General features: G+C 63.2%; 16 protein-coding genes and 2 pseudogenes. 9 read left to right on the forward strand and 9 right to left on the reverse strand.

Features of this window, described 5'->3' with window-relative positions; all coding sequences use genetic code 11:
* Positions 1 to 103 precede the first annotated feature (103 nt).
* Together AXW67_RS29800 and AXW67_RS29805 are read left to right on the forward strand one after the other, a co-directional pair.
* Positions 104 to 601 (forward strand): hypothetical protein, encoded by a 498-nt coding sequence (locus tag AXW67_RS29800; RefSeq protein WP_027550407.1) that lies wholly within the window; start codon positions 104 to 106, stop codon positions 599 to 601.
* 180 nt (positions 602 to 781) lie between these two features.
* Positions 782 to 1,168, forward strand: coding sequence for a hypothetical protein (locus AXW67_RS29805; protein ID WP_245315774.1), 387 nt, complete (start codon positions 782 to 784; stop codon positions 1,166 to 1,168).
* 18 nt (positions 1,169 to 1,186) lie between these two features.
* On the opposite strand, the gene AXW67_RS29810 is transcribed toward AXW67_RS29805, so the two are convergent.
* The 5 genes from AXW67_RS29810 to AXW67_RS29830 form a co-directional block, all read right to left on the reverse strand.
* Positions 1,187 to 1,978 carry a class I SAM-dependent methyltransferase gene (locus AXW67_RS29810; protein ID WP_063680762.1) on the reverse strand — a complete coding sequence of 264 codons (792 nt, stop codon included), beginning with the start codon at positions 1,976 to 1,978 and terminating at the stop codon, positions 1,187 to 1,189.
* 75 nt (positions 1,979 to 2,053) lie between these two features.
* Positions 2,054 to 4,420: an efflux RND transporter permease subunit gene (locus AXW67_RS29815; RefSeq protein ID WP_063680763.1), complete on the reverse strand. Its 2,367-nt coding sequence runs from the start codon at positions 4,418 to 4,420 to the stop codon at positions 2,054 to 2,056.
* A 169-nt stretch (positions 4,421 to 4,589) separates the two neighbouring features.
* Positions 4,590 to 5,408 carry an ethanolamine ammonia-lyase subunit EutC gene (gene eutC, locus AXW67_RS29820; protein WP_063680968.1) on the reverse strand — a complete coding sequence of 273 codons (819 nt, stop codon included), beginning with the start codon at positions 5,406 to 5,408 and terminating at the stop codon, positions 4,590 to 4,592.
* A gap of 5 nt (positions 5,409 to 5,413) precedes the next feature.
* On the reverse strand, positions 5,414 to 7,000 hold the full coding sequence (locus AXW67_RS29825; RefSeq protein ID WP_063680764.1) for a B12-binding domain-containing radical SAM protein: 1,587 nt from the start codon (positions 6,998 to 7,000) through the stop codon (positions 5,414 to 5,416).
* A 174-nt stretch (positions 7,001 to 7,174) separates the two neighbouring features.
* Entirely contained in the window at positions 7,175 to 8,557 is a 1,383-nt protein-coding gene (locus AXW67_RS29830; protein ID WP_063680765.1) for an ethanolamine ammonia-lyase subunit EutB, read from the reverse strand.
* Between the two features lie 308 nt (positions 8,558 to 8,865).
* Here AXW67_RS29830 and AXW67_RS29835 point away from each other — a divergent pair, with 308 nt between their 5' ends.
* Complete coding sequence (locus tag AXW67_RS29835) at positions 8,866 to 10,605, forward strand: methyl-accepting chemotaxis protein (protein WP_063680766.1); 1,740 nt, start codon at positions 8,866 to 8,868, stop codon at positions 10,603 to 10,605.
* A 441-nt stretch (positions 10,606 to 11,046) separates the two neighbouring features.
* Here the strand turns inward: AXW67_RS29835 and AXW67_RS29840 are convergent, their stop codons facing one another.
* Positions 11,047 to 11,940 (reverse strand): LysR family transcriptional regulator, encoded by an 894-nt coding sequence (locus AXW67_RS29840; RefSeq protein WP_063680767.1) that lies wholly within the window; start codon positions 11,938 to 11,940, stop codon positions 11,047 to 11,049.
* A 134-nt stretch (positions 11,941 to 12,074) separates the two neighbouring features.
* Between AXW67_RS29840 and AXW67_RS29845 the strand changes: the two genes are divergently transcribed.
* The 4 genes and pseudogenes from AXW67_RS29845 to AXW67_RS29855 all read left to right on the forward strand — a co-directional run bounded on the left by AXW67_RS29845 (position 12,075) and on the right by AXW67_RS29855 (position 15,017).
* The gene (locus tag AXW67_RS29845; RefSeq protein WP_063680768.1) at positions 12,075 to 13,238 is read left to right on the forward strand and encodes a mandelate racemase/muconate lactonizing enzyme family protein; all 1,164 of its coding nucleotides are present in this window, start codon (positions 12,075 to 12,077) and stop codon (positions 13,236 to 13,238) included.
* Between the two features lie 229 nt (positions 13,239 to 13,467).
* A pseudogene (locus AXW67_RS41045) lies at positions 13,468 to 13,625 on the forward strand (helix-turn-helix domain-containing protein); the annotation flags it as partial.
* 201 nt (positions 13,626 to 13,826) lie between these two features.
* Positions 13,827 to 14,009: pseudogene (locus AXW67_RS41050) on the forward strand (NAD(P)/FAD-dependent oxidoreductase); the annotation flags it as partial.
* A gap of 90 nt (positions 14,010 to 14,099) precedes the next feature.
* Positions 14,100 to 15,017, forward strand: coding sequence for an MBL fold metallo-hydrolase (locus AXW67_RS29855; protein WP_063680969.1), 918 nt, complete (start codon positions 14,100 to 14,102; stop codon positions 15,015 to 15,017).
* Positions 15,018 to 15,159: 142 nt separating this feature from the next.
* On the opposite strand, the gene AXW67_RS29860 is transcribed toward AXW67_RS29855, so the two are convergent.
* Complete coding sequence (locus AXW67_RS29860; RefSeq protein WP_145927961.1) at positions 15,160 to 15,651, reverse strand: septal ring lytic transglycosylase RlpA family protein; 492 nt, start codon at positions 15,649 to 15,651, stop codon at positions 15,160 to 15,162.
* A gap of 244 nt (positions 15,652 to 15,895) precedes the next feature.
* Positions 15,896 to 16,762 (reverse strand): bestrophin-like domain, encoded by an 867-nt coding sequence (locus tag AXW67_RS29865; RefSeq protein WP_161491309.1) that lies wholly within the window; start codon positions 16,760 to 16,762, stop codon positions 15,896 to 15,898.
* 78 nt (positions 16,763 to 16,840) lie between these two features.
* Here AXW67_RS29865 and AXW67_RS29870 point away from each other — a divergent pair, with 78 nt between their 5' ends.
* On the forward strand, positions 16,841 to 17,254 hold the full coding sequence (locus AXW67_RS29870; protein ID WP_063680771.1) for a hypothetical protein: 414 nt from the start codon (positions 16,841 to 16,843) through the stop codon (positions 17,252 to 17,254).
* Positions 17,255 to 17,403: 149 nt separating this feature from the next.
* The gene (locus tag AXW67_RS29875) at positions 17,404 to 19,092 is read left to right on the forward strand and encodes a SulP family inorganic anion transporter (protein ID WP_063680772.1); all 1,689 of its coding nucleotides are present in this window, start codon (positions 17,404 to 17,406) and stop codon (positions 19,090 to 19,092) included.
* Positions 19,093 to 19,420: 328 nt separating this feature from the next.
* On the opposite strand, the gene AXW67_RS29880 is transcribed toward AXW67_RS29875, so the two are convergent.
* Complete coding sequence (locus AXW67_RS29880; RefSeq protein WP_063680773.1) at positions 19,421 to 22,780, reverse strand: adenylate/guanylate cyclase domain-containing protein; 3,360 nt, start codon at positions 22,778 to 22,780, stop codon at positions 19,421 to 19,423.
* Positions 22,781 to 22,810: the final 30 nt, after the last annotated feature.

Raw genomic sequence — 22,810 nt, forward strand, 5'->3', positions numbered from 1 at the left:
GCCGGCTAGGGTTTGAACCTGATACAGGCTTGGAACACTAAACTTTCGATGCGGCGAGACGTTCTTTCCTAGGCGAACGTCATTCCAAAACGGGATATTCAACATGAAATTCTTTGGGCGATCTGGACAGGCAATCAAGGCGGCCGGCATTGGGGCTGCGCTGCTCTTCTCGGTCTCGGCAAGCCATGCTCAGTCGTCCGGACCGTTCGCCGGTTTCGACGGCGCGTGGTCGGGCACCGGCACGGTGTCCCTCTCCGACGGCTCCACCGAGCGCATCCGCTGCAAGGCGGACTACAAGGTCGCGGGCAGCGGCCTCAACCTGAAGCAGAGCCTCCACTGCGCCAGCGACAGCTACAAGTTCGACCTCACCAGCGACGTGACGAGCCAGGGCGACCGCATCTCCGGCAACTGGAGCGAGGCCAGCCGCAACATCTTCGGCAACCTCCAGGGCACCGCTGGCGGCGGCCAGATCGACGTGTTCGTCGAGGCCAACGGCTTTGCCGCCAATCTCTCGCTGCGCACCAACGGCAGCAAGCAGACCGTGCAGATCAGTTCGAAGGGCGAGATCCGCGGCGTCAACATCACGATGGTGAAGAGCTAACGGCTCCTTCCCGATCGGAAAAGATCATAGCCCCCGGTTCTCGCAAGCCGGGGGCTTTTTGCTGACATGGACCAGCTTCGCAGAAGCCTGCTCTTGGGGATTGGGCTCTTGGGGATTGGGCTCTTGGCGACCCATCGCGCCTCGGCAAATGATCGACCGTCGGACCCACGGGGAGCGGACATGCAGGCATCATCCATCAAGCCGCGTCACGTGCTTTGCTTTCTCGGCAGGGACGAAGGCCTGCTGCATCCGCCGAAGGCTGCCGCCAAGACGATCGCGGATTTCGGCTTCGAGATCGACCGCACTCATTCGCAAGGCAAACCCGATCCGCACATGGAACGGTCGTTTGGCGTCTGCTGGGATCGCGTCATCCCCAACGCCTGGTCTCCCGCCGACGAAGCGGCAGTGATCAATCACCGCTCGGTGCTCTACGTGCTGAGCCCGCCGATGGCCGAACGCGGCATCGGGACGCTTAGCGCACGCAAGCTCGAAGTTTCGCGGAAGTCGGACTACGCGGAGGACGATTTCAAGTTCAACCCGTACGGCGCGATCCGGATCGAGGCGTGAGCGCGCTACGCCGCTGGATCAATCCCTGCGGGCGACGCATTCGCAGCGGCATCTGAAATAGACTGCGTCCGGATCACGTCCCCAGGCGTCCCAGCCGGCAAGCGCCGCCTGAATGTCATCGTCCGTGGCAAGTCCCTTGCCCACAAGCTGCGGCCCGAGACCGAGCAGGCTGCGCCTCGCATCGGCAACCGCCTCCTTCCGGCTCACCGCGTCCGCGCTGTGGTTGACGTAGCTCGCGCCGGCCCAGACCGGGGTGAAGGCGTGGGCGCGAAGGATGGAGCTTTGCCGCCGGCCGAAGTGAAGCGCCGCCGGATCCTCATGCTCGTACCAGCGCTGCCAGAGATCGAGCGCAAGCCTCACGCCGTCGAGTTCGGGGTGGAGAATGTTGCCACCGACATCGGCGTCACGCGTTCCAAGCACCCCGCCCGGCTTCAGCACCCGTCGCGCTTCCGCCAATGTCCGCGTCAGCTTCGGAGGGCTCTGATGATAGAGGACCGCGTGGACGAACACCGCGTCGAAGGATGCGTCATCAAACGTAAGCGCGGTCATGTCGGCTTCGATGAAGGTCAGGTTCGTCAGGCCTGAACACGCCGCAAGCCGGTTGGCGGCCGCAATCGCGTTCGGCTCGATATCGATGCCCACCGCCTTGCCGACAATCCCCGCGAGGTCCGCCGTGATGGTCCCGGGCCCGCAGCCGGCATCGAGCAGGACCATGTCCGCCGTCAGGAACGGCACGAAAAAGGCGGCTGAATCGCCACCTCGCTTCTGCTGAAACGCCACGACAGAGCTGTCGTACCGCGTCGTCTGCATGGCGTATCCCCCGGGGTGGATTTCGGCGCAGTCGTTCAGACTGCGCCGATTCCATGTCCGATGGATGAAGCCCGCTCAGATCGCGCGCTTGTCCGGTCCCTGCAGCTTCTCATGCAGGTTGATCAGCCACATCGCCGTCGGCCGCAGGATGAAGAGGTCGGCCACGAGGGCCATGACCATCGAGAAGGCGCTGAGCCAGCCGAACAGCCGCAGCGATGGCAGGTCGGAGAATACAGTCACGACGAGGCCGCAAGCCAGCACCACCGTGGTCAGGATCAGCGCAGGACCAACCAGGACGGTGGCGCGCTCGACCGCGAGCGCGGACGAGACCCCGGGCTTGCTCTCCAGCCTGAGGCGGTTGAGGAAGTGGATGGTCGCGCTGAGGCCGAGGCCGAACGAGACGGTGAGCGCCACGACGCTGGCGAATTGCAGGCCCTCGCCCATCGCCCACAGCACCGTGCCTGACATCACCACCGGGAAGATGCCCGGCAGGATGCAGGCGAGCATCACGACCCAGGAGCGGAAGGCCAGGCCAATGAAGATCGCGACCAGCGCGAATTCGACGGTGAGACCGCGGTTCAGCTTCTCGATCATGCTGGCCGAGTTGCGCGCGGCAATGGCGGCAAGACCCGTCACCGCCACCTCGTAGCCGGGATGCTTCTTGCGGACGGCGTCGAGCTCGGAATCGAGCTTGTCGACGATCGGCAGGAGCTGGCTGGAATCCTTGTCCGGCACGCGGCCGGCGACCACGACGGCGTCCTGCTCGGCATCAATGAAGCGCCGCACCAGATGCTCGGGGATGAGATTCACATATTCCTTCAGCGTTGCGACGTCGGCGCTGCCGGCCTTCTCCGCGAGCCAGCGGCGCAGGGTTTCGAGCGACCAGACGTTACCGACCCCAGCGGCCTTCTCCACGGTCGCGTGCACGTCCGCGATGGTCTGCAGCGTCTCCGGCGAATAGAGCGATTCACCTTTGGGGAATTGGATCAGCACGTTGACGGGGTTGGCGCCGGTCAGCTTGGCGTCGAGCCGGTCGCTGGCGGCAACCGCCTGACGCTTGTCCGGCACCTGGTCGGCGAGGCGGTAGCGCGGCTCGAGATTGGCGTAGATGACGCCGAGGCTGCCGACGAACAGCACCGCGATCAGGCTGAACAGGCCGGGCCGGCCCACCATGCGCACCGCGATCCAGTAGCAGAAATTGCGCAGCGCCTGCACGCCGGCATCGGCGCTCTGGAATTTGACGGCAAACATCTTCTCGTTGCGCACGAGCAGCACGCCGAACACCGGCACCAGCGACAGCACCGCAACCAGCGCGATGATGGTCGCGGCAAGGCCCGCCTCGCCGAACTTGCGGATCAGGTCGGAGTTGGAGAACTGGAGCGCGATGAAGGAAATGCCGGCGGTGCCGTGCGTCAGCACGCAGGCCGGGCCCACCACCAGCACCGCGTTCTTGAACGCGGTGAACTTGTCCTGTCCTGCGATCAGCCGGTCGCGCGCCGCGAAGGTGAGCTGCATCGAGTCCGAGAAGCTGATGACCATGATGAGCGGCGTCATCACGTTCAGGAACATGTTGAGATTGAAGTTGGCCCAGCCGAGCGCGCCGAGCGCCAGCAGGATCGCGATCATCGGCGGGAACGCCGCCGCCACCATGAACGAGATTTTCCGGAAGAAGATGATGGCGATGATGCAGCCGGCGAGAATGCCGAGGATGTTGTAGGTGAGCCCGTCGCGCTCGACCGCATTGCGGATCTCGAGCTGCATCACCGGCACGCCGGAGAGTTGGAAGTTGAGGCCGGTCTCGCCGAGATCCTCCTTCATCAGCGCGCGGATGTCGCCGACGGTCTTGCCGAGCTTGCTGGAGGCGACCACATCCGGATCGAGCGAGAGCACGATCAGCGCGAGCGTGCCGTCCTCCGACAGCAGCTTGCCGCGGATGATCTCGTTGGCTTTGACGGTCTCGATGAACTTGTTATAGGCCTCGCCCTCGGGCAGCTCGCCCGGGAACAGTGCCGCCGGCAGCTTGCCCGGCGCAGGCGCCTGGCGCGCGGAGAACAACGAGACCAGCCCGCGCGTGCCTTCGACCAGCTGCAGGTCGGTGACGAAGTCGCGGAGCTTCTCGAGGTTGTTCCGCGCCAGTAGGTTCTTGCCCTCAACCACGACGAGAACATCGAATTCCTCGGCCGGGAACTTCTTCGTCACCTCTTCGTACTGGCGGAATTCGCGGCTGTTGGAGCGGAAGAGCTGCGACAGCGAATCGTCGATCTTGATTCGCTGGATGCCGAACACGGCGCCGACGATCAGCGCGACCAGGATGAGGCAGGAGACGATCGGCGCCCGGACGGCGATCAGCCCGATACGTTCCAGCCCGAAGGCGATGGAGGACGCGGGTCCCTGCTCGACCTTGTCGACATGAACCTCACTCTCGCTGTGCTTTTCGAGCATGCCTTGTCCAGTTCCTGAATCGGCTCGGGTTATGAGCTTATTGCGCCCCGCGAACGGCCTGAAAACGCCATACTGATGGGAGGCCTTTGAAAATGCGCGGAAAATCGCGGCACGGGGTTTAGCAGGTCCAACCATGGTCTCGCAAGCAGCCGCAAGTCGGCCAAACCGATCAAGATGAGGACATTTTGGCCCCCGATTCCGTTCCTCCGGGCGAGGCTGTGCCAATTCGACGCGGCGCCCGGTCGGCGCTCTCGTCCTTCAGCGCAACCCCGGTGCCCCCCCTTGCCAGGCCCTCCCGGACGAGCCAGGCGATCTTGTGGGCCGCCTCGTCGTAGCTCAACCCGGCCTGGTGGATGTTCGAGACGCAGTTGCGCTCGGCATCGGTGCGCCCCGGCTTCGGCGCGAAGGTCAGATAGGCGCCGAGACTGTCAGGCGCCGACAGGCCCGGCCGCTCGCCGATCAGCATCACGACCATGCGCGCGCCCAGGATGGCGCCGATCTCGTCGCCAAGCGCCACCCGTGCGCCGGAGGCGACAACGACGTGGCAGATCGCGACAGCATCCTCGGCCGCGAGCCGCAGCAACAGGCTCTTCAGCAGGGCAAGCGCATGCGCGTGCACCGCGGTCGGCGACAGACCGTCGCCAATGACGATCGCAAGCCGGCCCGGCTCCGTGGCGGTGCGCGCCAACACCTCGGCGGACGCAGCATCGAGCTGCCGCCCCAAATCCGGCCGCCGCAGATACTCCCCGCGATCGACCGCCCGGCTCATCACCTCGGCGGGCGCGAGGCCGAGCTCGCGGAGTTTGGCGACCAGCCGCGCCGCATCGAAAGCGGCATGCACCGCATCGCGGGCGCGCGCATGATCCAGCGTGAAATCGAGCAGCGGCCTGGTCGGCAGGCTTGCGCCGCTGCGCCCGAGCGCGACGCGCGCAGGCGTAGCGGCGCGCAGATCGCACGTGGCGCGGGCCGGAACGACCGGATCGGGCATGTCGCTCACTCGGCGGGAACGGCAGCCTCGCGCAGCCGCAGCGAGTAGTTCGAGGCGTTCTGCTTGCCGCTGGAGGCGGCACGCGCAAAGGTGATGAGATGATGCGCGACCAATGTGCAGGCGATCAGGCCTTCGAGATCGCCGCGCTTGATGCGCCCGAGCGCAAACTTCCAGAACACGCGCCTGTAGCTGCCCAGCACCCCGACCTTCCAGAAGATGTTCCTGAGCATGACAAGACCGCGCCTGATGTTGGGCCAGGCCTTCATCTCGTCCGGCACGGGCACCTTCAGGCGGTTCGAATAGGTGTGATCGCACTGATACTGGAAGCGCGCATAGACCTTGGCGGGCTCGTAGGCGACCTCCATGCAGTGCTTCCAGGAAGCGACGACGTCGTCATAGGGCAGCAGGAAGTTGACGTTGGAATCGCGGCCCTCGTCCTCGATTAGGCGCCCTTCCCGCTGCAGCCGGTCCCATAGCGGCGTCTTCGGCAGCGCCTGAAGCAGGTTGATGGTGAGCAGCGGGATCTGGGATTCGTCGACGAAGGCGAGCAGCGCATCGGATGTATTGGGCTTGTCGGTGTCCAGCCCCATGATGATGCCGGACACGACCTCCATGCCGTAGGAGTTGATGGTGCGCACGCCCTCCAGGATCGGGACCATCATGTTGTGGTCCTTGTGCATCGCCTTCAGCGCGTCGGGATCGGGCGTCTCGATGCCGCAGAAAATGGTGATGAAATAGGCCTCCCGCATCTTCTCCAGGATCTCGGGCCGCTTGGCGATGTTGAGCGTCGCCTCACAGGCGAGCCGCATCACATAGCCTGTCTTCTTCTGCCATTCGATCAGGTGCGGCAGGAGGTCCATTGCCGCCTTGCGGTTGCCGATGAAATTGTCGTCGACGAAATAGACCGTGTCGGTCATGCCGCATTCGCGCAGGCGGTCGAGCTCGGCGATGATCTGCTCCGGCGACTTGAGACGTGGGTTGCGGCCGTAAAGGCCCGGAATGTCGCAGAATTCGCACTGATAGGGACAGCCGCTGGAATACTGGATGCTGCCGAGGAAGTATTTCTTCACGTCAGCGAGCTCGTAGGCCGGAATCGGAAATTCCGTCATTGGCACGCGATCCCCGGTCGTCAGCACCACCTGCTGCGGGGGACGGGAGGTGTCGCGAGACAGGATTTCGATCAGCTCGTTGGTGGCGTCGCCAAGCTCGCCGACATGGAGATAATCGAAGGACGGATAGTAGTCGGGGCAAGCGCTGACCGAGGGACCGCCGAGCGCAACCGGCAGATCGAACTCATGGGCGCGGCGGCAGATGTCGTTCATCTGCTGGCGCTGGATGTGCATGCCGCTGACAAAGACGGCTTCGGCCCACTCGAACTCCTCCTTGGTCGTGCGGCGGAGGTTCTCGTCGACGAATTTGACCTGCCATTCCTTGGGCAGATAGGCGGAGATCAGCAGCAGTCCCTGGGGCGGCATGAATGCCTTCACCCCGTCCGTCAGCGGATAGGAATGCTCGAACGTACCGAACGATGATGTGTAGCGCGGGAAGACGCAGAGGATATGCCGGATCGTTCCGTTGCTCTTAGCGCGCATCGAACTTCCCCCAACAACCACGTTCTACAAATGGTGCAGAATGAACGGTCAGACACATACCGTAACGCTGCGACCGAAATTCCTCAATATTGTGGCACCAGTCTAATTCGTAAGACGCGCCAATGGTTTCGTTGGTTCATTGCCGATCGGTGGCATTTCTGTGCCGGCGAACGCTCACGCGATCAGCCGGGAAGCAAAATCGGGCAGCAGGGCTGCGTCCGCGGCAAGCCGGAAATCGGCCCCTGCAATGCCCGACTGCACCAGCCAGTCGTCGAACTCCGGCGCGCGGCGCAGGCCGAAGACGTCACGGACATAGAGCGCGTCGTGAAAGGAGGTCGACTGGTAGTTCAGCATGACGTCGTCGGCGCCAGGCACCCCCATGATAAAGGTGACGCCGGCGGCAGCGAGCAGCGTCAGGAGATTATCCATGTCGTCCTGGTCCGCCTCGGCATGGTTGGTGTAGCAGATGTCGACCCCGAGCGGCAGGCCGAGGAGCTTGCCGCAGAAGTGGTCCTCGAGCCCTGCCCGGATGATCTCCTTGCCGTCATAGAGATATTCCGGGCCGATGAAGCCGACCACGCTGTTGACCAGGAGCGGCGCAAAGGCGCGGGCGACGGCATAGGCGCGCGCCTCGCAGGTCTGCTGGTCGACGCCATGATGGGCGTTGGCCGACAGCGCCGAGCCCTGCCCGGTCTCGAAATACATCACATTCTGCCCGACCGTGCCGCGCCGAAGCGACAGCCCGGCCTGCTGCCCCTCCTTCAGCAAGGCGAGATCGATACCGAAGCTGCGGTTGGCGGCCTCGGTGCCCGCGACCGACTGGAAGACGAGGTCGACCGGCACCCCCTGCCCGATCAGCGACAGCGTCGTGGTGACGTGGGTCAGCACGCAGCCCTGGGTCGGGATCTTGAGCCGGGCGATGATCTCGTCGAGCAATCGTAACAGCTGCGCGATGATGGCGGGGTCGTCGCTCGCCGGGTTGATCCCGATGCAGGCATCGCCGGCGCCGAGCAGGATGCCGTCGAGGATCGAGGCGGTAATGCCCCTGGCGTCGTCGAAGGGATGGTTGGGCTGGAGCCGCGTGCTCATCCGTCCCTTGAGGCCGATGGTGTTGCGGAAGGCGGTGGTCACCTCGCACTTCCGCGCCGCCAGGATCAGGTCCTGGTTGCGCATCAGTTTCGACACCGCGGCCGCCATTTCCGGAGTGATGCCGCGCGACAGTCGCTTGAGGACCTCGGGCGTCGCGGCATCCGACAGCAGCCAGTCGCGGAAGGCCCCGACCGTGAGCGAGGCCACAGGCGCAAAGGCTGTCGTGTCATGGCTGTCAAAGACGAGGCGAGTGACCTCGTCGGACTCATAGGGGATGACGGCCTCCTGGAGGAATTGCCCGAGCGGAACGTCGGCGAGCGCCATCCGCGCCGCGATCATTTGCTCGGCGCTGTCGGCCGCGATCCCGGCCAGCCGGTCCCCGGAGCGCGGCGGCGTGGCCTTGGCCAGGAGGTCGCGCAGGTCGGGGAAGGTATAGGTCGTGGCGTCGATGGTGTGGCGGTAGACCAAATGCCCCTCCGGGGTTTGTCGGCCTATGGCCGACTCCAAATCGATCGTTTGAAGGCGGTCCCGGCGTCAGGACATACGCGCTCGGCGCCCGCCAGCCACGCCGATGCTTGCCGCAGGCCTCCCGATCCTCGCACGGACTCGCCGGTGAGGCCAAGGCGATGAAATAGCTCGATTTTCCTTCGACCAAAGGCGAATGCAAGGGACCGTCGCGTTAACGCTGCATCCATCTTCATTCTGCATAGTTTTGCATCAATTTGACACGCCCCCCGCTCACCGGCCATCGACGGCCTCTTCGGGCCCCTGACACCATGACAACCGACCGATCTGGGAATGCCGCCGGCTTGGCAGGCCGTTTCACGCTTGCGACCAAGCTCTATGCGATTTTCGCGCTGTTTGCCCTGCTCACGGCGGGAATCGCGATGCTGTCCGATTACAACAGCCGCCGCAGCGCCGAACTGACCGCCGCGATCGAGACGGCGAACGCGGCCGCGCTGAACGTCGAGCGCGTCAACTCGCTGGTCTATGCCGTGGTGATGGAATCCCGCGGCGTCTACATGTCGACCGACCCGGCCGTGGTGAAGAAATACGGCGAAGGCCTGCTCAAGTTCAATGCGCAGATCCTGGACGTGGTCAAGCGGTGGGAGACCATCGTCAAGGCCGACGATGCCGATCAGTTCGCCACCTTCAAGAAGCGCATCGAGCAGTTCGTCGAATTCCGCAAGGAGCTGGTCCGCCGCGCCAACGAGATCAGCCCGGCCGCGGGCCGCGAGTGGGGCGATAACGACGCCAACCGCTCCGTGCGGTCGGCCCTGAACAAGGATCTCGAAGCGCTCTCCAAGGTCTATGCCGAGCGTGCGAAGCAGATCTCGCTGGAGACCGAGACCAACCGCAGGCTGTCCTTGGTGCTGACCTGCCTCGGCGGTCTCGCGCTGGCGCTGGTCGTCATCGGCATCATCATCATCGCCCGCTCGATCGCGCGTCCGCTTTCGGCGATCACCGCAACCATCAAGCAGGTCGCCGACGGCGCACAAAACGTTACGGTGCCGCACACGGAGCGGGCAGACGAGATCGGCGCGCTGGCCCGTGCGATCCAGGTGTTCCAGGAGGCCATGGGCCGCAACCGCAATCTCGCTTCGCAGGTCTCGCAGGAATCCGCCTCGCGCGAAGAGCGTGCGCGCCATATCGAAACATCGGTCGAGGCGTTTCGCGACGCGATCGGCGCGGTCATGCGCGGCCTCACCGACAACGCCTCCGTCATGCGCGAGACCGCGCAGACGATCACGCGCGTCACCGCAAACGCGAGCAGCCGCGCCGGCACGGCAGCGAACGCCACCGAGCAGGCCTCCCACAACGTCACTGCGGTGGCGGGAGCGGCCGAGGAGCTGTCGGCGTCCGTCGAGGAGATCGGCCGCCAGGTGCGGCAGTCCGCCGGCGCCGTCGAGCAGACCGGCCAGCGCACCGAGAAATCGATCGCCGAGATCGAGAGCCTTGCGGCGGCCACGCAGCGCATCGACGGCGTGCTCAACCTGATCCAGGCGATCGCCGAGCAGACCAATTTGCTCGCGCTCAATGCCACGATCGAAGCCGCCCGCGCCGGTGACGCGGGCCGCGGCTTTGCCGTCGTCGCGCATGAGGTGAAGGCGCTCGCAGGGCAAACCGCGAAGGCGACCGCCGAGATCAGCGAGAACGTCAGCATGATCCAGGCCTCGACACGCAACGCGGTGGAGGCCGTGCGCGAGATCGGCGGCGCGGTGCGCGAGATCAACGAGGTCACCTCGGCAATCGCCGGCGCCATCGGCCAGCAGGACTCCGCCACGCGCGAGATCTCCTCCAACGCGCAATCGGCGGCGCAGGGCAACGAGACCCTCGTCGCCAACATCACCTCGCTGCGCGACGCCATCGGCGAGACCGACACCGCGGCAGCCTCCGTGCTGACGCAGGCGAGCAGCCTGACCGCAACCGCGGAGACACTGTCGCGCGAGGTGGAGAAGTTCTTCCAGAACTTGCGCTCAGGGGCGGCAGACAGCCGCGTTGCCAAGGCGGGATAGCAGCGCGTCCACCGCCGCCAAGTTGGCGGTGGGCTCGCCCTCACAAAAATTTCGAAAACAACCCCATGCAAAGTAGGATTGTCTGCCGGGCGCCACGCCCTCGGCGACCTCGCGACGTTTGACACGTCGGGCAAAACACCAGCACAATGCCATCATGGCGGCGGTACACTTCCCCGAACCCAGCCCTCCCGCCCTGAACTCCTCCCTAGACCAGCAGGGCTATCGCATCTGCCCTTGTGGCGCGAACGCTCTCGGGCCTTCAGGGTTCGAGACGCGCCGTAAGGTGGCGCTCCTCACCATGAGGGTCTAGGATTTCGCCGCGAAATAAGACCTCATCCTGAGGAGCCCGCCGACAGCGGGCGTCTCGAAGGATGGGCCGCAAGGAGGCTGCCTGCCAAACTCTCTTTCATCTGCGATGCCCTACCCTCCAGGGGTGTGCCGTTAGCCCGCCAAGGCATGCCACAGCTCATCGGCCGTCTGATTTCGACAGTCGGGTGACCGGAACAGTCTGATCTCTATGGGTATGTCCAATTGCTCAGATCCGGCGCGGACGAGACGCCCCTGCTCGACATCGTCCTTTGCGAGCGTTTGCGGGAGCCAGGCGACACCATGACCCTCGCGGGCCATGGTCATCAACGTCGCGGCGAGGTGCGACGTGAAGCCGGTCTCCAGGTTTGCCAGCGCATTGTCGCCTGTCTGATGGGCTGAGAGGATGCGGCCGATGCCGGAGGCATGACTGTATGAGAGCAGTCGTACTGGACGAGCAGGAGAGGCGGGCAAAGGCCATGCCGGTCGACCATCGGACGTAGCCGCGCACAGAGGCACTAGCCGATCGTCGCCGATCCGGATGCTCTGGAAGCGGTCGGACTCGAAGCGGGTCGGCGCCTCCCGATGATAGTGGCACAGCAGGAAGTGGACCTCCCCGCTCACCATGATCTGCTCGCAAGCTTCCATGCTTTCCGAGATCAGGCTGAGAGCTCCGAGCCTCTCAAAGCGGAGGTTCCGAATCCATTGAGGGAAGAACGTAAATGAAAGCGCGTGTGTTGCTGCCATGGACAGCGCGACCGTGTTTCGCTCGCCAACGGACCGGGTGTCGCGCCGCGCCCGCTCCAGGCTGCGGATCATCTCTTCGGCCAGGGGCTGAAAGTGGATTCCGGCAGGCGTCAAGCTTGCCCCCTGGGCGCCACGCACGAAGAGCGGTGTTCCGATCCAGTCCTCCAACGCGCGAATCCGCCGGCTGAAAGCCGGTTGCGTCACGTTCCGCGCGTCCGCCGCCCGCGAGAAGCTCTTCAGTTCCGCGAGCGCCGAGAAGTCCTTGAGCCAGTCGAGATCCATGTCGATGCCGTTCGCGCATCAGCCGAACCGATCATGGCATTGGCCAATAAGCCCTGTCCAGCAGTACCCATCCGCGCAGCTCCCCAACGAGCAGCCCTCTGAGCCCTCGGTCAGAGCGTAGACAGGAGAACACCATGCGTATCGTCGACGTCCGCGAAATCACCAAGCCGATCTCATCGCCGATACGGAATGCCTACATCGACTTCTCGAAGATGACCGCCAGCCTCGTCGCGGTGGTGACCGACGTCGAACGTGATGGCCGGCGCGTCGTTGGCTACGGCTTCAACTCGAACGGCCGATACGGCCAGGGCGGGCTCATCCGCGAGCGCTTCCGCAATCGCATCCTCGAAGCGGATCCCAAGAGCATCCTGAACGACGCCGGCGACAACCTCGATCCGCACAAGCTCTGGGCGGTGATGATGAGCAACGAGAAGCCCGGCGGCCACGGTGAGCGCTCGGTCGCGGTCGGAACGCTCGACATGGCGATCTGGGACGCCACGGCGAAGATCGCCGGCAAGCCGTTGTTCAGGTTGCTCGCCGAGCAGAAGGGACGCGAAGCCAATCCCCGTGTCTTCGTCTACGCCGCCGGAGGCTACTACTACCCGGGCAAGGACAACACGGCGCTGCGGGCCGAAATGCGCGGCTATCTCAATCGCGGCTACAACGTCGTCAAGATGAAGATCGGCGGCGCGACGATCGACGAGGACCAGCGCCGCATCGAAGCTGTGTTGACCGAGATCGGGTCGGAGGCGCAGCTGGCCGTCGACGTCAACGGTCGCTTCGATCTCGAGACCGGCATCGCCTATGCCAAGATGCTCCGCCAGTACCCGCTGTTCTGGTATGAGGAAGTCGGCGATCCGCTCGACTATGCGCTTCAGGCGGCGCTCTCGGAGTTCTATCCCGGCCCGATGGCGACCGGCGAAAACCTGTTCTCGCACCAGGATGCGCGCAACCTTCTGCGCTACGGCGGGATGCGGCCGGACCGCGACTGGCTCCAGTTCGACTGTGCACTGTCGTATGGTCTGGTCGAATACCTGCGCACCCTCGACGTGCTTCATCAATTCGGCTGGTCGCCGTCGCGCTGCATCCCGCACGGCGGCCACCAGATGTCCCTGAACATCGCCGCCGGACTCGGGCTCGGCGGCAACGAGAGCTATCCGGATCTCTTCCAACCCTACGGTGGGTTTCCGGATGGCGTGAAGGTGGAGAACGGGCACATCGTCATGCCCGAGCTTCCGGGAATCGGCTTCGAAGGCAAGTCGGATCTGATCAAGGTCATGCGCGAACTGGCTGAATGAGCTCCCGGACATGCGACATGCGGCCTTAGAGGCCGCATGTGCATTGTCCAGCCGACCATCGGTCGGTCTGGTTCGCCAAGCAGACGTTGAAAGCCGAACCGAACTTCCTGCCCTCGCCCCCTCCACGGACTAGGCGTGTACTCATAGATCCGATCAGGCAGCAGCGCGCGTCGTTGATCGCTGACCGGCCTCCCGCCGATGTGGAAATGGCCCGCTGCCGCATGCCTGACTGCGCCAACATCGGCTCGAGCAGGCCATGAACATGCTGCGGGAAACCGACGAGTCGGTCGTCTCGATAGCCGCGGCGCTTGGCTATTCCCCGCAGACCCCCTTCGCTGCAGCATTCAAGAGCTGACGGGCGAAACGCCGAGCGATTGGCGGAGGCGCCGCGTTAGCAGCAATTTCTCTACAGGGACGGCAATCGCTCTGGGGCAGTCGAATATCTGGTTCGCTAAACATCGCAAGTCCACCCCATTCGGACGGAGACAAACGATGGACTGGAAGCATCTTGCAATTGCACCGCGCCGGAAAGCCGTCGCAACGGCGCTTTGCCGGCATGTACGCCGCCCTCTTCTCCGCCCGCCTGCGCGCACCTGTCTCGATCTCGGCGAGGCCGGCGCGCTGTTCACGCGCGAGCGCAAGGCGGAGATGGTCGGCGACGTCGCCAAGACCACGAAGCAGGAAATCAACACCGTCTGGATCTATCCGCCCAAAGCCGAGCGCGCCGCTGCGCTCACCTCGGCCGATCCGGAACGCGTGACCAGCCGCTAGAGCCGCGAGGCGATGACGGCCGCGCTTGCCTGGCTGCGCGACCCGCTCAACCACGACCAGCCAGAAGCCAGATTGAAACAGGAGACAGACATGGACCTGCACAACACCTCAGACCCCGTTGCATCGAAACCCGAAGAGCTCGTTCCGTCGCGCTACGCAGTGCAGGTCGGCGAGATTGACGTGCTGGTGGTCAGCGACGGCGTGCTGCCGCTGCCAACCACCATGTTGGCGCACAACGCCGCCCCGGCCGACCGGGCGACCTGGCTGCACGACATGTTCCTGCCATCGGACGCTTTCGACTGGGCGCTGAATGCCGTCATGGTCCGTAGCGGCGGCAAGACCGTCCTCATCGACGCTGGACTGGGGTCCGACCCGAACCTGAACTTGCCGCGGGCCGGCCAGTTGATCAAGCGACTGGAGGCCGCCGGAATCGATCTTGCGTCCGTGACCGACCTCGTGCTGACCCACATGCACATGGACCACATTGGCGGGCTGCTCGTCGACGGGGTGAAGGAGCGGCTGCGCAAAGACCTGCGGATCCACGTGGCGGCCGCAGAGGTCAAATTCTGGGAGTCGCCTGATTTCACTCGCACCAACATGCCGCAGGGTTTCCCGGATGCACTCCGGTCGGCCGCCAAGCGGTTCGTGAAGGAATACGGCAGTCAGCTGCGGCAGTTCGATGAGAAGCACGAGGTTGCGCCGGGCGTCGTCGTCCGTCGCACCGGCGGTCACACCCCCGGCCACAGCGTGGTTCGCGTAGCATCCGGCGGCGACGCGCTGACATTCGCCGGCGACGCCGTGTTTGCTGTCGGCTTCGACCAACCCGACTGGCACAACGGTTTCGAACACGACCCCGAGGAGGCGGCGCGCGTTCGTATCCGTCTTTTGCGAGAGCTTGCTCAGACCGGCGAGATGCTGGTGGCCACTCACCTGCCGTTCCCGTCCGTGGGCCGGGTGGCAGTTGAGGGTGACGCCTTTCGTTGGGTGCCGGTCTTCTGGGACTACTGACCGCTTGTTGAGCTAGGGTCGAACTAGGGCGCGTACTCATAGCGTTGATGAGTTCACGCCCTGGTTTCCGCGCTGCCGATTGCGGTCCCGACCGAATTTACTGTCCAGGTCGGCCGTGCTGCACCTCTTTCGCCTACGATGTTCAACCAACCGGTCCGGGGATCCAAGAGTCGCCGGAAAGCGGCATAACTCTTACATCAGAAATCACCCCGAGTTGCAGGCTTGGATCGAAATGGCGCATCGTCCGCTCGTTGAGGTCAATGATGCGGCCAGGTCTTAGCGGCCCCACGTCATTGATCTTGACGATGACCTTTTTGCCTACGGCCTCGACGAGGGCAAACTTCGGCTTCGCGCCAAATTGGACCCCACCAAATTTCTGACGCAAACTCGTCTTGATGGCAGCCGCCCAGACGGAGGGATCATATCGCTCGCCGGAGGCGGTACTCGGGCCGCCCTCCTCCTTGCCCGGCTTGAACGGATTGTACATGGAAGCTTTGCCAACGATAGCATCCCCAGAGGCGGCATTGACGACAGCGCTTGAGTCAATTCCACCTGCTTCACTTCGAGCAACGGTAACAGAAACGGCAAGCGCAACCACAGCGCCGCAAATTGCGGCGCTCGAGCGGAACACCATTATATCTCCTTTGATTTTCGATCGTCCGGTTCCCGATGCCGCAAAAACATGGTCAAGCGAACGCGGAAGCGTTCAGGAACTTGCGCCAACCTTTTGCGGATTCGAGCCAACCCCTTGGCTACGGAACCGTTGCGGGAACCAGAGCGGTCCCTGCGCAGTGTTTTAGTTATCGCCGTCTAAGACAGAGATTGCGTCAGCAGCATGACCGCGAAGAACCACGCGTGAATGTCTCGACCACCGGGTCTCACGAGCTCAGCGGTAAGAGTGCACTCCGCAATATCGAGCTCGAAATCCCCATGAGTCCCGTGAAGGGATCATCCAGCTCCAAGATCAGAAAGATCGCACTGGCAAACGACAGCGCGCATACAAACAGCGAGATCATGACGACCACGTTCGTCCGCACAAAAAGGGTGGCGCTCACGAAGATCGCGCTTAGCCAAAACACCACAATGACCAGAAAAGGCGTCGGAATCGAACTGCCGACCTGCGTGAATAACCGCAATCGCATCTGCGCACCTTCCGTGAAAGCCGCAATAGCGCGAGACTGCAGGGAACGTTGCATATCGTTGTTCGGCGACAGCCGTTCGAGCTCACTATAGAATGCCCACGCCTCTACGCTGGGCTCGAAGCGCGTGGGTTTCCCGGTTGAGTTCGCTTGCTCGTGCCAGATGCGATCAGCCATCGGTGGTATGCTCTGCCGCAGGAGTTTTCGGAGCGAGGTTGCTTCCGGCCCGTATTGCGTAACCAGATCGTCCAGCAGGATGATCGTTGCGGTCAACTGCCTGACCTGGTTTTCCTTCTGGTCGAACGTCGTTTTTGCGGACGCGATCAACAGACCAAGTACGAGTGCGGTCAGCGTACCAATCAGGCCCGCGGTCAACTTTACGACGTCCCTGGAGTCCGAGTGCAAGTGATGTTCCGACAACAATTTCCGAACGGCCATCCCAGCCAGGGCGCCGCCAAACATCAGTGCGAACACAAGCAACGAAATCAATAGATTCATCATATCTGCGAATGCCCCACCATCCCGGTGACCAAGCTGAGATCGCGCGCACGATCGCCACACAATACGAGCGCCGCGCCAGTCCTTCACGAAGAGCGGTCGATCCATCCTAGCCCCGATTATGCGGACTTGTCTAAATGCGGGCGCACATGAGACCATTCTCCGGCCGCAGGGAGAACCGCGACCATGGAAATCAAACTGCCAGTCGTTGCGCTGCTCGCGATGATCGTGCCGGGACAGGCGCGCGCCGCAGTGCTCACCGACGCCGAGGCGACGTTCCTCGACCAACTCGTCACCGCCGCCGCGGTGCTCGAACAACGATGCGCCGGCTACGAGGTCAATGGTGCCGGCGGCGTTCAACTCGGCGCCAGACTTCTCGGCAGCACTGATGCCGCGATGGCGATGATCGACGCCTATGCCGCCGCCATAAAGGCCCACGATGGCAAGGCTTACGATCCAGGTAAATTCCGCCCCGAAGTGCTCGAGGCGGCGAGCGAAACGTCCAAGCGACTTCAGGCGCACTTGATCAAGAACCCGAAAGAGGCCTGCGCCGATTATGGCGATACCAGCGTGGCGCGCGGTCTGCTGAGACGGTACTGAACAGTCTTCGCATCTTGGCCCGCCATGTCGTGCTTCGTCCCTCGGATCAGCTCGCCCTGGCAAGTCGGCGAAGGGCCACTGGCGGATGTTTGCCCGCGCAGCTAGACTTGCGTGGCTTGCGCCCGGCGCATCTCTACCCGTGATCCGGCATGATTGACCTTCTGACGCGTATTGCACCCGGATTGACAAAGCTCTTGTCCTACAGTTTTGCCGAAGACTTTCGGCATGATCTGTTGGCAGGGGTCTCTGTTGCCGCAGTGGCGTTGCCGGTCGCGATCGCCTACGCGCAGCTGGCGGGCTTCAATCCCGTCGTGGGGCTTTATTCGAGCATTCTGCCGCTGGTCGCGTACGCCATCTTCGGCACCTCACGGCAGATGATCGTCAATCCCGATGCCGCGGTGTGCGCCATGGTCGCTGCTGCGGTGGCTCCGCTGGCGGGTCGAAATGCCGAATTATACTGGTCGCTGTCGGTTGCAGTTACGTTTCTGGCCGGCATGTTCTGCATTGCAGCGAGTTTTTTCCGGCTCGGAGCGCTGGCGGAATTTCTCTCCAAGCCGATCCTTGTCGGACTTTTGAACGGCGTCGCAATTTCGATCTGCCTCGGGCAAGCCGGCAAGCTTCTCGGCTTTTCCATCGAATCCAAAAGGATCGTTCCGCAACTGCTCGAGATCTTCGCCAAGCTTCCCCAGACGCAGGTTCCGACGCTGATCGTGGGAGCGGCAAGCCTGGCAATATTGTTTGGGCTGGCGCGCTGGGTGCCGCGACTTCCGACTGCTCCGATCATATTGATCGCCGCCGGCGCTGCGGTCGCCCTGTTCGGGCTCGACCGGTATGGCGTAGCGATTCTGGGGCCGGTTCCTGGGGGTGCGCCGCCGTTGCGATGGCCCAGATTTCCAGAAGACGACATACCATCCCTCCTTGGCAGCGCGGCGGGGCTCGCTCTCGTGCTGTTTTCGAGCGGCATGCTGACGGCGCGCAGCTTTGCGTCGAAGGGTGGGTACGAGATCGACGCTGATCGTGAATTGGCAGCCTTTGGTGCTGCGAATCTCGCCTCCGCCTTGTCTCAAGGATTCGCCGTAACCGGCGCCGACTCGCGCACGGCGGTAGCCGTTGCAGCCGGCGGCCGCACCCAGGTGACCGGCCTGGTCGCTGCGGTCACGATCACCGCAGTGTTGCTGTTTTTGACCGGCCCCTTGCGATACGTGCCGATTGCTGCCTTGGGCGCGCTGCTTGTTTTCGCTTCAATTTCGCTCTTCGACATACGAACGCTACGCGAAATCTGGAGCATCGATCGAACCGAGGTCGGCCTCGCCGTGATCACTACGCTGGGAGTGGTCGCGCTGGGCGCCATCAACGGAATTCTCATCGCGGTGGGGCTGGCTCTGGTCCGCTTCGTCAAGCTGACCGCACGGCCGAGGGACGAAGTCCTGGGAACAGTCGAAGGGCTTCCCGGTCTGCATTCGATCGAACGACATCCGAACGCCAGAACGTTTCCGGGTCTCGTGCTCTACCGCTTCGATGGCCCGCTGACCTTCTTCAATTCCGATTACTTCAAGATGAGGGCGCTTGCGGTAGCCGAGGCCGCAGGCCCGGACCTTCGATGGTTTGTGATTGATGCAATTCCAGTCAGCCAGATCGACACGACCGGCCTGTATGCGCTTCGCGATTTGCGGGAAAGGCTGGAAGCGCGCGGAGCGTCCCTGATACTCGCCGGGCGCAAGGCCGAATTTCTCGAGTGGTTTCGTGAAGCCGGTCTCTACCGGCCGGAACATGAAACATGGATCCTCCCGACACTACGCCAGGCCCTGAAGACTTATCTGCGGGCGGCGCAACGGTAGGCAGACCCAGTCATTGATCTGGATCAATCGGACGTGTGCCAAGCTCACTTTGGTGCTGGATGCCCCCCGCTGGCCGCCGCTTCGGCTGGAGCGAACGGGCAGCAATACCAGCAGCTGCCCGCGCTTCGTTGGCTCTCTTCATCGAACACGACCGGCGCGTGCCGGGCCACGTTTCATAAACGAGAATCCGGCGGAGAACGACAAGGATGGGTGGCGAGAGGCACAAGATACCTATCAAAACTATCGCAAGCGATTGGATGCTTGACGCCAAGGTAAGTGGCTTTGCGACTTGCCAAGCGAGGCCACCATGTCTGTCGTTCAAGCAGAATTACCGCAGCCGGTCGAGCAACGCCTTTGCTTGCTTTAGATCCCGCGTTTCGAAGCCCTCGGTGAACCAGCCGTAGATGGGTGCCAGCAGGTCGAGCGCTTCCTCGCGCCTGCCCTGATCAAACCACAAGGCGGCAAGGTCCATCGCAACTCGAAGTTCGAGAGCCTTGGCTTGTTGGCTCCTCGCAGTCGTCAATGCGTGATCGAACAGTGATTGCGCCTCGGTGCTGGCTTCCGGTTCCGCGCGGACGAGCAACACTCGGGCTTTCAGTCGATACAGTTCGGCCTCGAATATCCGTTCGCTATTGCGGCTGGTTGTGGCGAGGCCCTGCTCAATCAGCTCCAGCGTCGCCTCGCCTTGATGGCTCGACAACAGGGCCGGACTCAGGAGCACGTACAGCGCCGTGATGCCGAGCTGATAGCCCGCGCTGCGATATTCGTTCATTGCAGTCTGGATTTCCGCGAGCGCAGCGGACGAAGGATCAAGGAAGGTGGCGCTTATCCCTCGAACGGCGCGCGCCAATCCTCGCCACTGCCGAAATCCGTGCTCTTCCGACAGGGTGAGGCAACGCTCGGCATAGCGGCGTGCAATCAGGAATTCGCCTCGAAGAGCGTAGAGAATGGACGCATAATAGCATCCATAGGCCTGCGAATGCGGATGACCAATGGCGTCGGCGCGCTGAATGGCGGCATTTAGACGTGCGAGCGCCGTATCGGTGCGGCCCAGCAGCCAGAGTGTCCATGACATCAGGGCAAGGTCGGCCACGCCCGCATCCTGGCCGGCGGCACGCGCCGCCAATCTGTCCTGCTCACTGCTCGCCTCGAACGCTTCGTAGGCCCGTTCGATCACTTCGTGGGCGCCTGTGAGATGTCCCATGAAAAGGCGAATCATCCCTTGCCCACGCATCGCATTGAGCAATGTCGGTCGATCGTTCCGTGTCTCCGCGAGATCGAGCAGCGCCGCGATCATTTCCTCGGCAACCGGCAACTCACCACGAATGACACTCGCGGTGGTCAACCAAAACATGATTTGCAGGTGCTCGGGCGGATCTTCGAGACGCTGGCAGAGCTCGCGCGCACGAGCGAAGGTCGCTACCGCATGGGGCGCGGCCGGCCCCTGGGTAGCGATCAGGCAGGGTCCCAACGCGAATTGGAAATCGAGCTCCAGCCTGTCCTTCGGTACGCCGTCGGCCAAATGAGCGGAGACCTCGATGCCTTTCCGCAAGTGTGCGATGGCTTCGAGGTTGGCGGAGCGCGTGGCCGCCTTCTTGCCCGCCTGGAGCCAATATTTCCCGGCCTTTTCGAACAGTCCGGCTTCCGTAAGGTGGAGCGCGAGAGTCTCGGGTTGAGCCTCCACGATTTCCGGGAACCGTTGCTCGAAGACGTCTGCGATGGTGGCATGCAGCGCCGCGCGTCGACTCTTCAGCAGTCCGGATTCGGCAGCGTCCCGCACGAGCACATGCTTGAAGGTATAGACTGCCCGGGGAATCTCGCCCCGGCAGAATATCAACTCCGCCCGGACCAACTGGGCAAGCGCCTCCTCAAGCGTCTGCCTTGGCAACTCGGCAACGGCGCTCAGCAGTTCGTAGGAGAATTCGCGTCCTACGACGGCGCCGATCTGAGCCACGTACTTCACCGGGGCCAGCCGGTCGAGTCTGGCCATCAGCGATGCGCTCAATGTCGTCGGAATCGCCATCGAGGGTAGCGGATGGCTGAGCGTGTAATGGTCGTCCCTCTCCTGCAACAGTCCGGTTTCGAGCACGGCCTTGGTCAGTTCCTCGACGAACAGGGGCACGCCATCGGTACGGGCGAGGATTTGGTCCATGACCTCCTCCGGGAGTGTCTTGCCCGCGGTGACGCGCTCGACCAGTGCCGCCCCGTTGCGCCGGCTCAGTCGTGTGAGCGAAATCGTCGTCACATGTGCATGACCAGGCCACGGCGGCGTGAACTCCGGTCTCGCCGTGACGAGCAGCAGCACTCGAAGCCGCGGCAGCTTTTCCAGCGCAACCGTGAGCAGCTCCAGCGAAGTCGGGTCCGCCCAATGGGCATCTTCAAAGATGATGAACACTGGCTGTCGCGCCGACAATGCCTCGAGCTGAGCCAAGAACGCCGCCAGCGTCACCTCCTTGCGCTTCTGCGGACTCAGCTCAGGCAGGCGGTAGCGGTCGCTGACCGGCACCGACAGAAGGTTGGCCAGAGCCGGCACCACAAGGTCTGGGTCAGCACCGGACCGCAAGAGCAGGGTTTCCAGCTTGGCAAACTTCTCAGACGGCGTCTCGCCTCGCTCGAACCGGGCAGCACGTTCGAGGTTGGCGATGAATGGAAACAGCGCACTGTTGGTATGGTGCGCCGAACAGAAATGACGCACCGTAATGTGTGGTTCGGCTCGAAGCCGCTCTTGAAGCGCCAGCGCGATGTGCGACTTACCGATGCCTGGCTCTCCAGTTAGAACCACAACGCAGCCTTCGCCTGACGCGGCATGCCGCCAGCGCCGCGACAGCAGCTCGACCTCCTCGTCACGCCCGATGAGCGGTGTCAATCGAGTCTTGTGCTGCGCCTCGAAGCGGCTTTCCACTCCGCTTATCCCGAGCACCTGCCAGGCAGGTATCGGCACAGCCCAACCTTTGAGAGTGACAGAACCGAGATCACGGTACTCGAAATACCCATCGGTGAGCTGGTGCGTACTCTCGGAGATCAGCACCATACCGGGCTCGGCGAACTGCTGCAGGCGAGCAGCCAGATTCGGCGTTTCACCAATCACCGCCTGCTCCTTGGCAGCGCCTTCACCGGTCAGATCGCCCACGACGACCATTCCGGTGGCGATGCCAACGCGGACCTGTAGTTTCGTACCGATATCTGTCTGGAGACTGGCCACGGCATCGACCAGCGACAGCCCCGCGCGTGTCGCCTGCTCGGCATCGTCCTCGTGGGCCTGGGGATAGCCGAAATAAGCAAGCACGCCATCCCCCATGTACCGCGCGATGACGCCCTCATTCCGGGCGATAACATCCGCGATGCAGTCGTGATAGGCGCCGATTACCGAGCGCAAGTCCTCCGGATCCAGTCGGGCCGAAAGTGCCGACGAGTCCACGAGATCGCAAAACATGACCGTGAGTTGGCGCCGCTCGGCGCTGTCCCGCGGCGCTGGTTTGGCGGCCGTTCGGGCTGATACAACAGCTTCACTGTTGAGTTCTGCAATCGCGCGCAGAATTTTGCGCCGGTGCCCAAGTAGGACGCCGAGGTCCTTGAGGTCCTGCTCCGTGAGATCGCTGACGACCGAGAGATCGATGGCGTTCTCGGCGAAACGCTGGGCGTACTCTCCCAAACCAATCGATGATAGCCACTCCGCAATACCTGCCATGGCATACCTATGGGCTATACGATGAGAATA

The organism is Bradyrhizobium neotropicale, from assembly GCF_001641695.1.
Classification (GTDB): domain Bacteria; phylum Pseudomonadota; class Alphaproteobacteria; order Rhizobiales; family Xanthobacteraceae; genus Bradyrhizobium; species Bradyrhizobium neotropicale.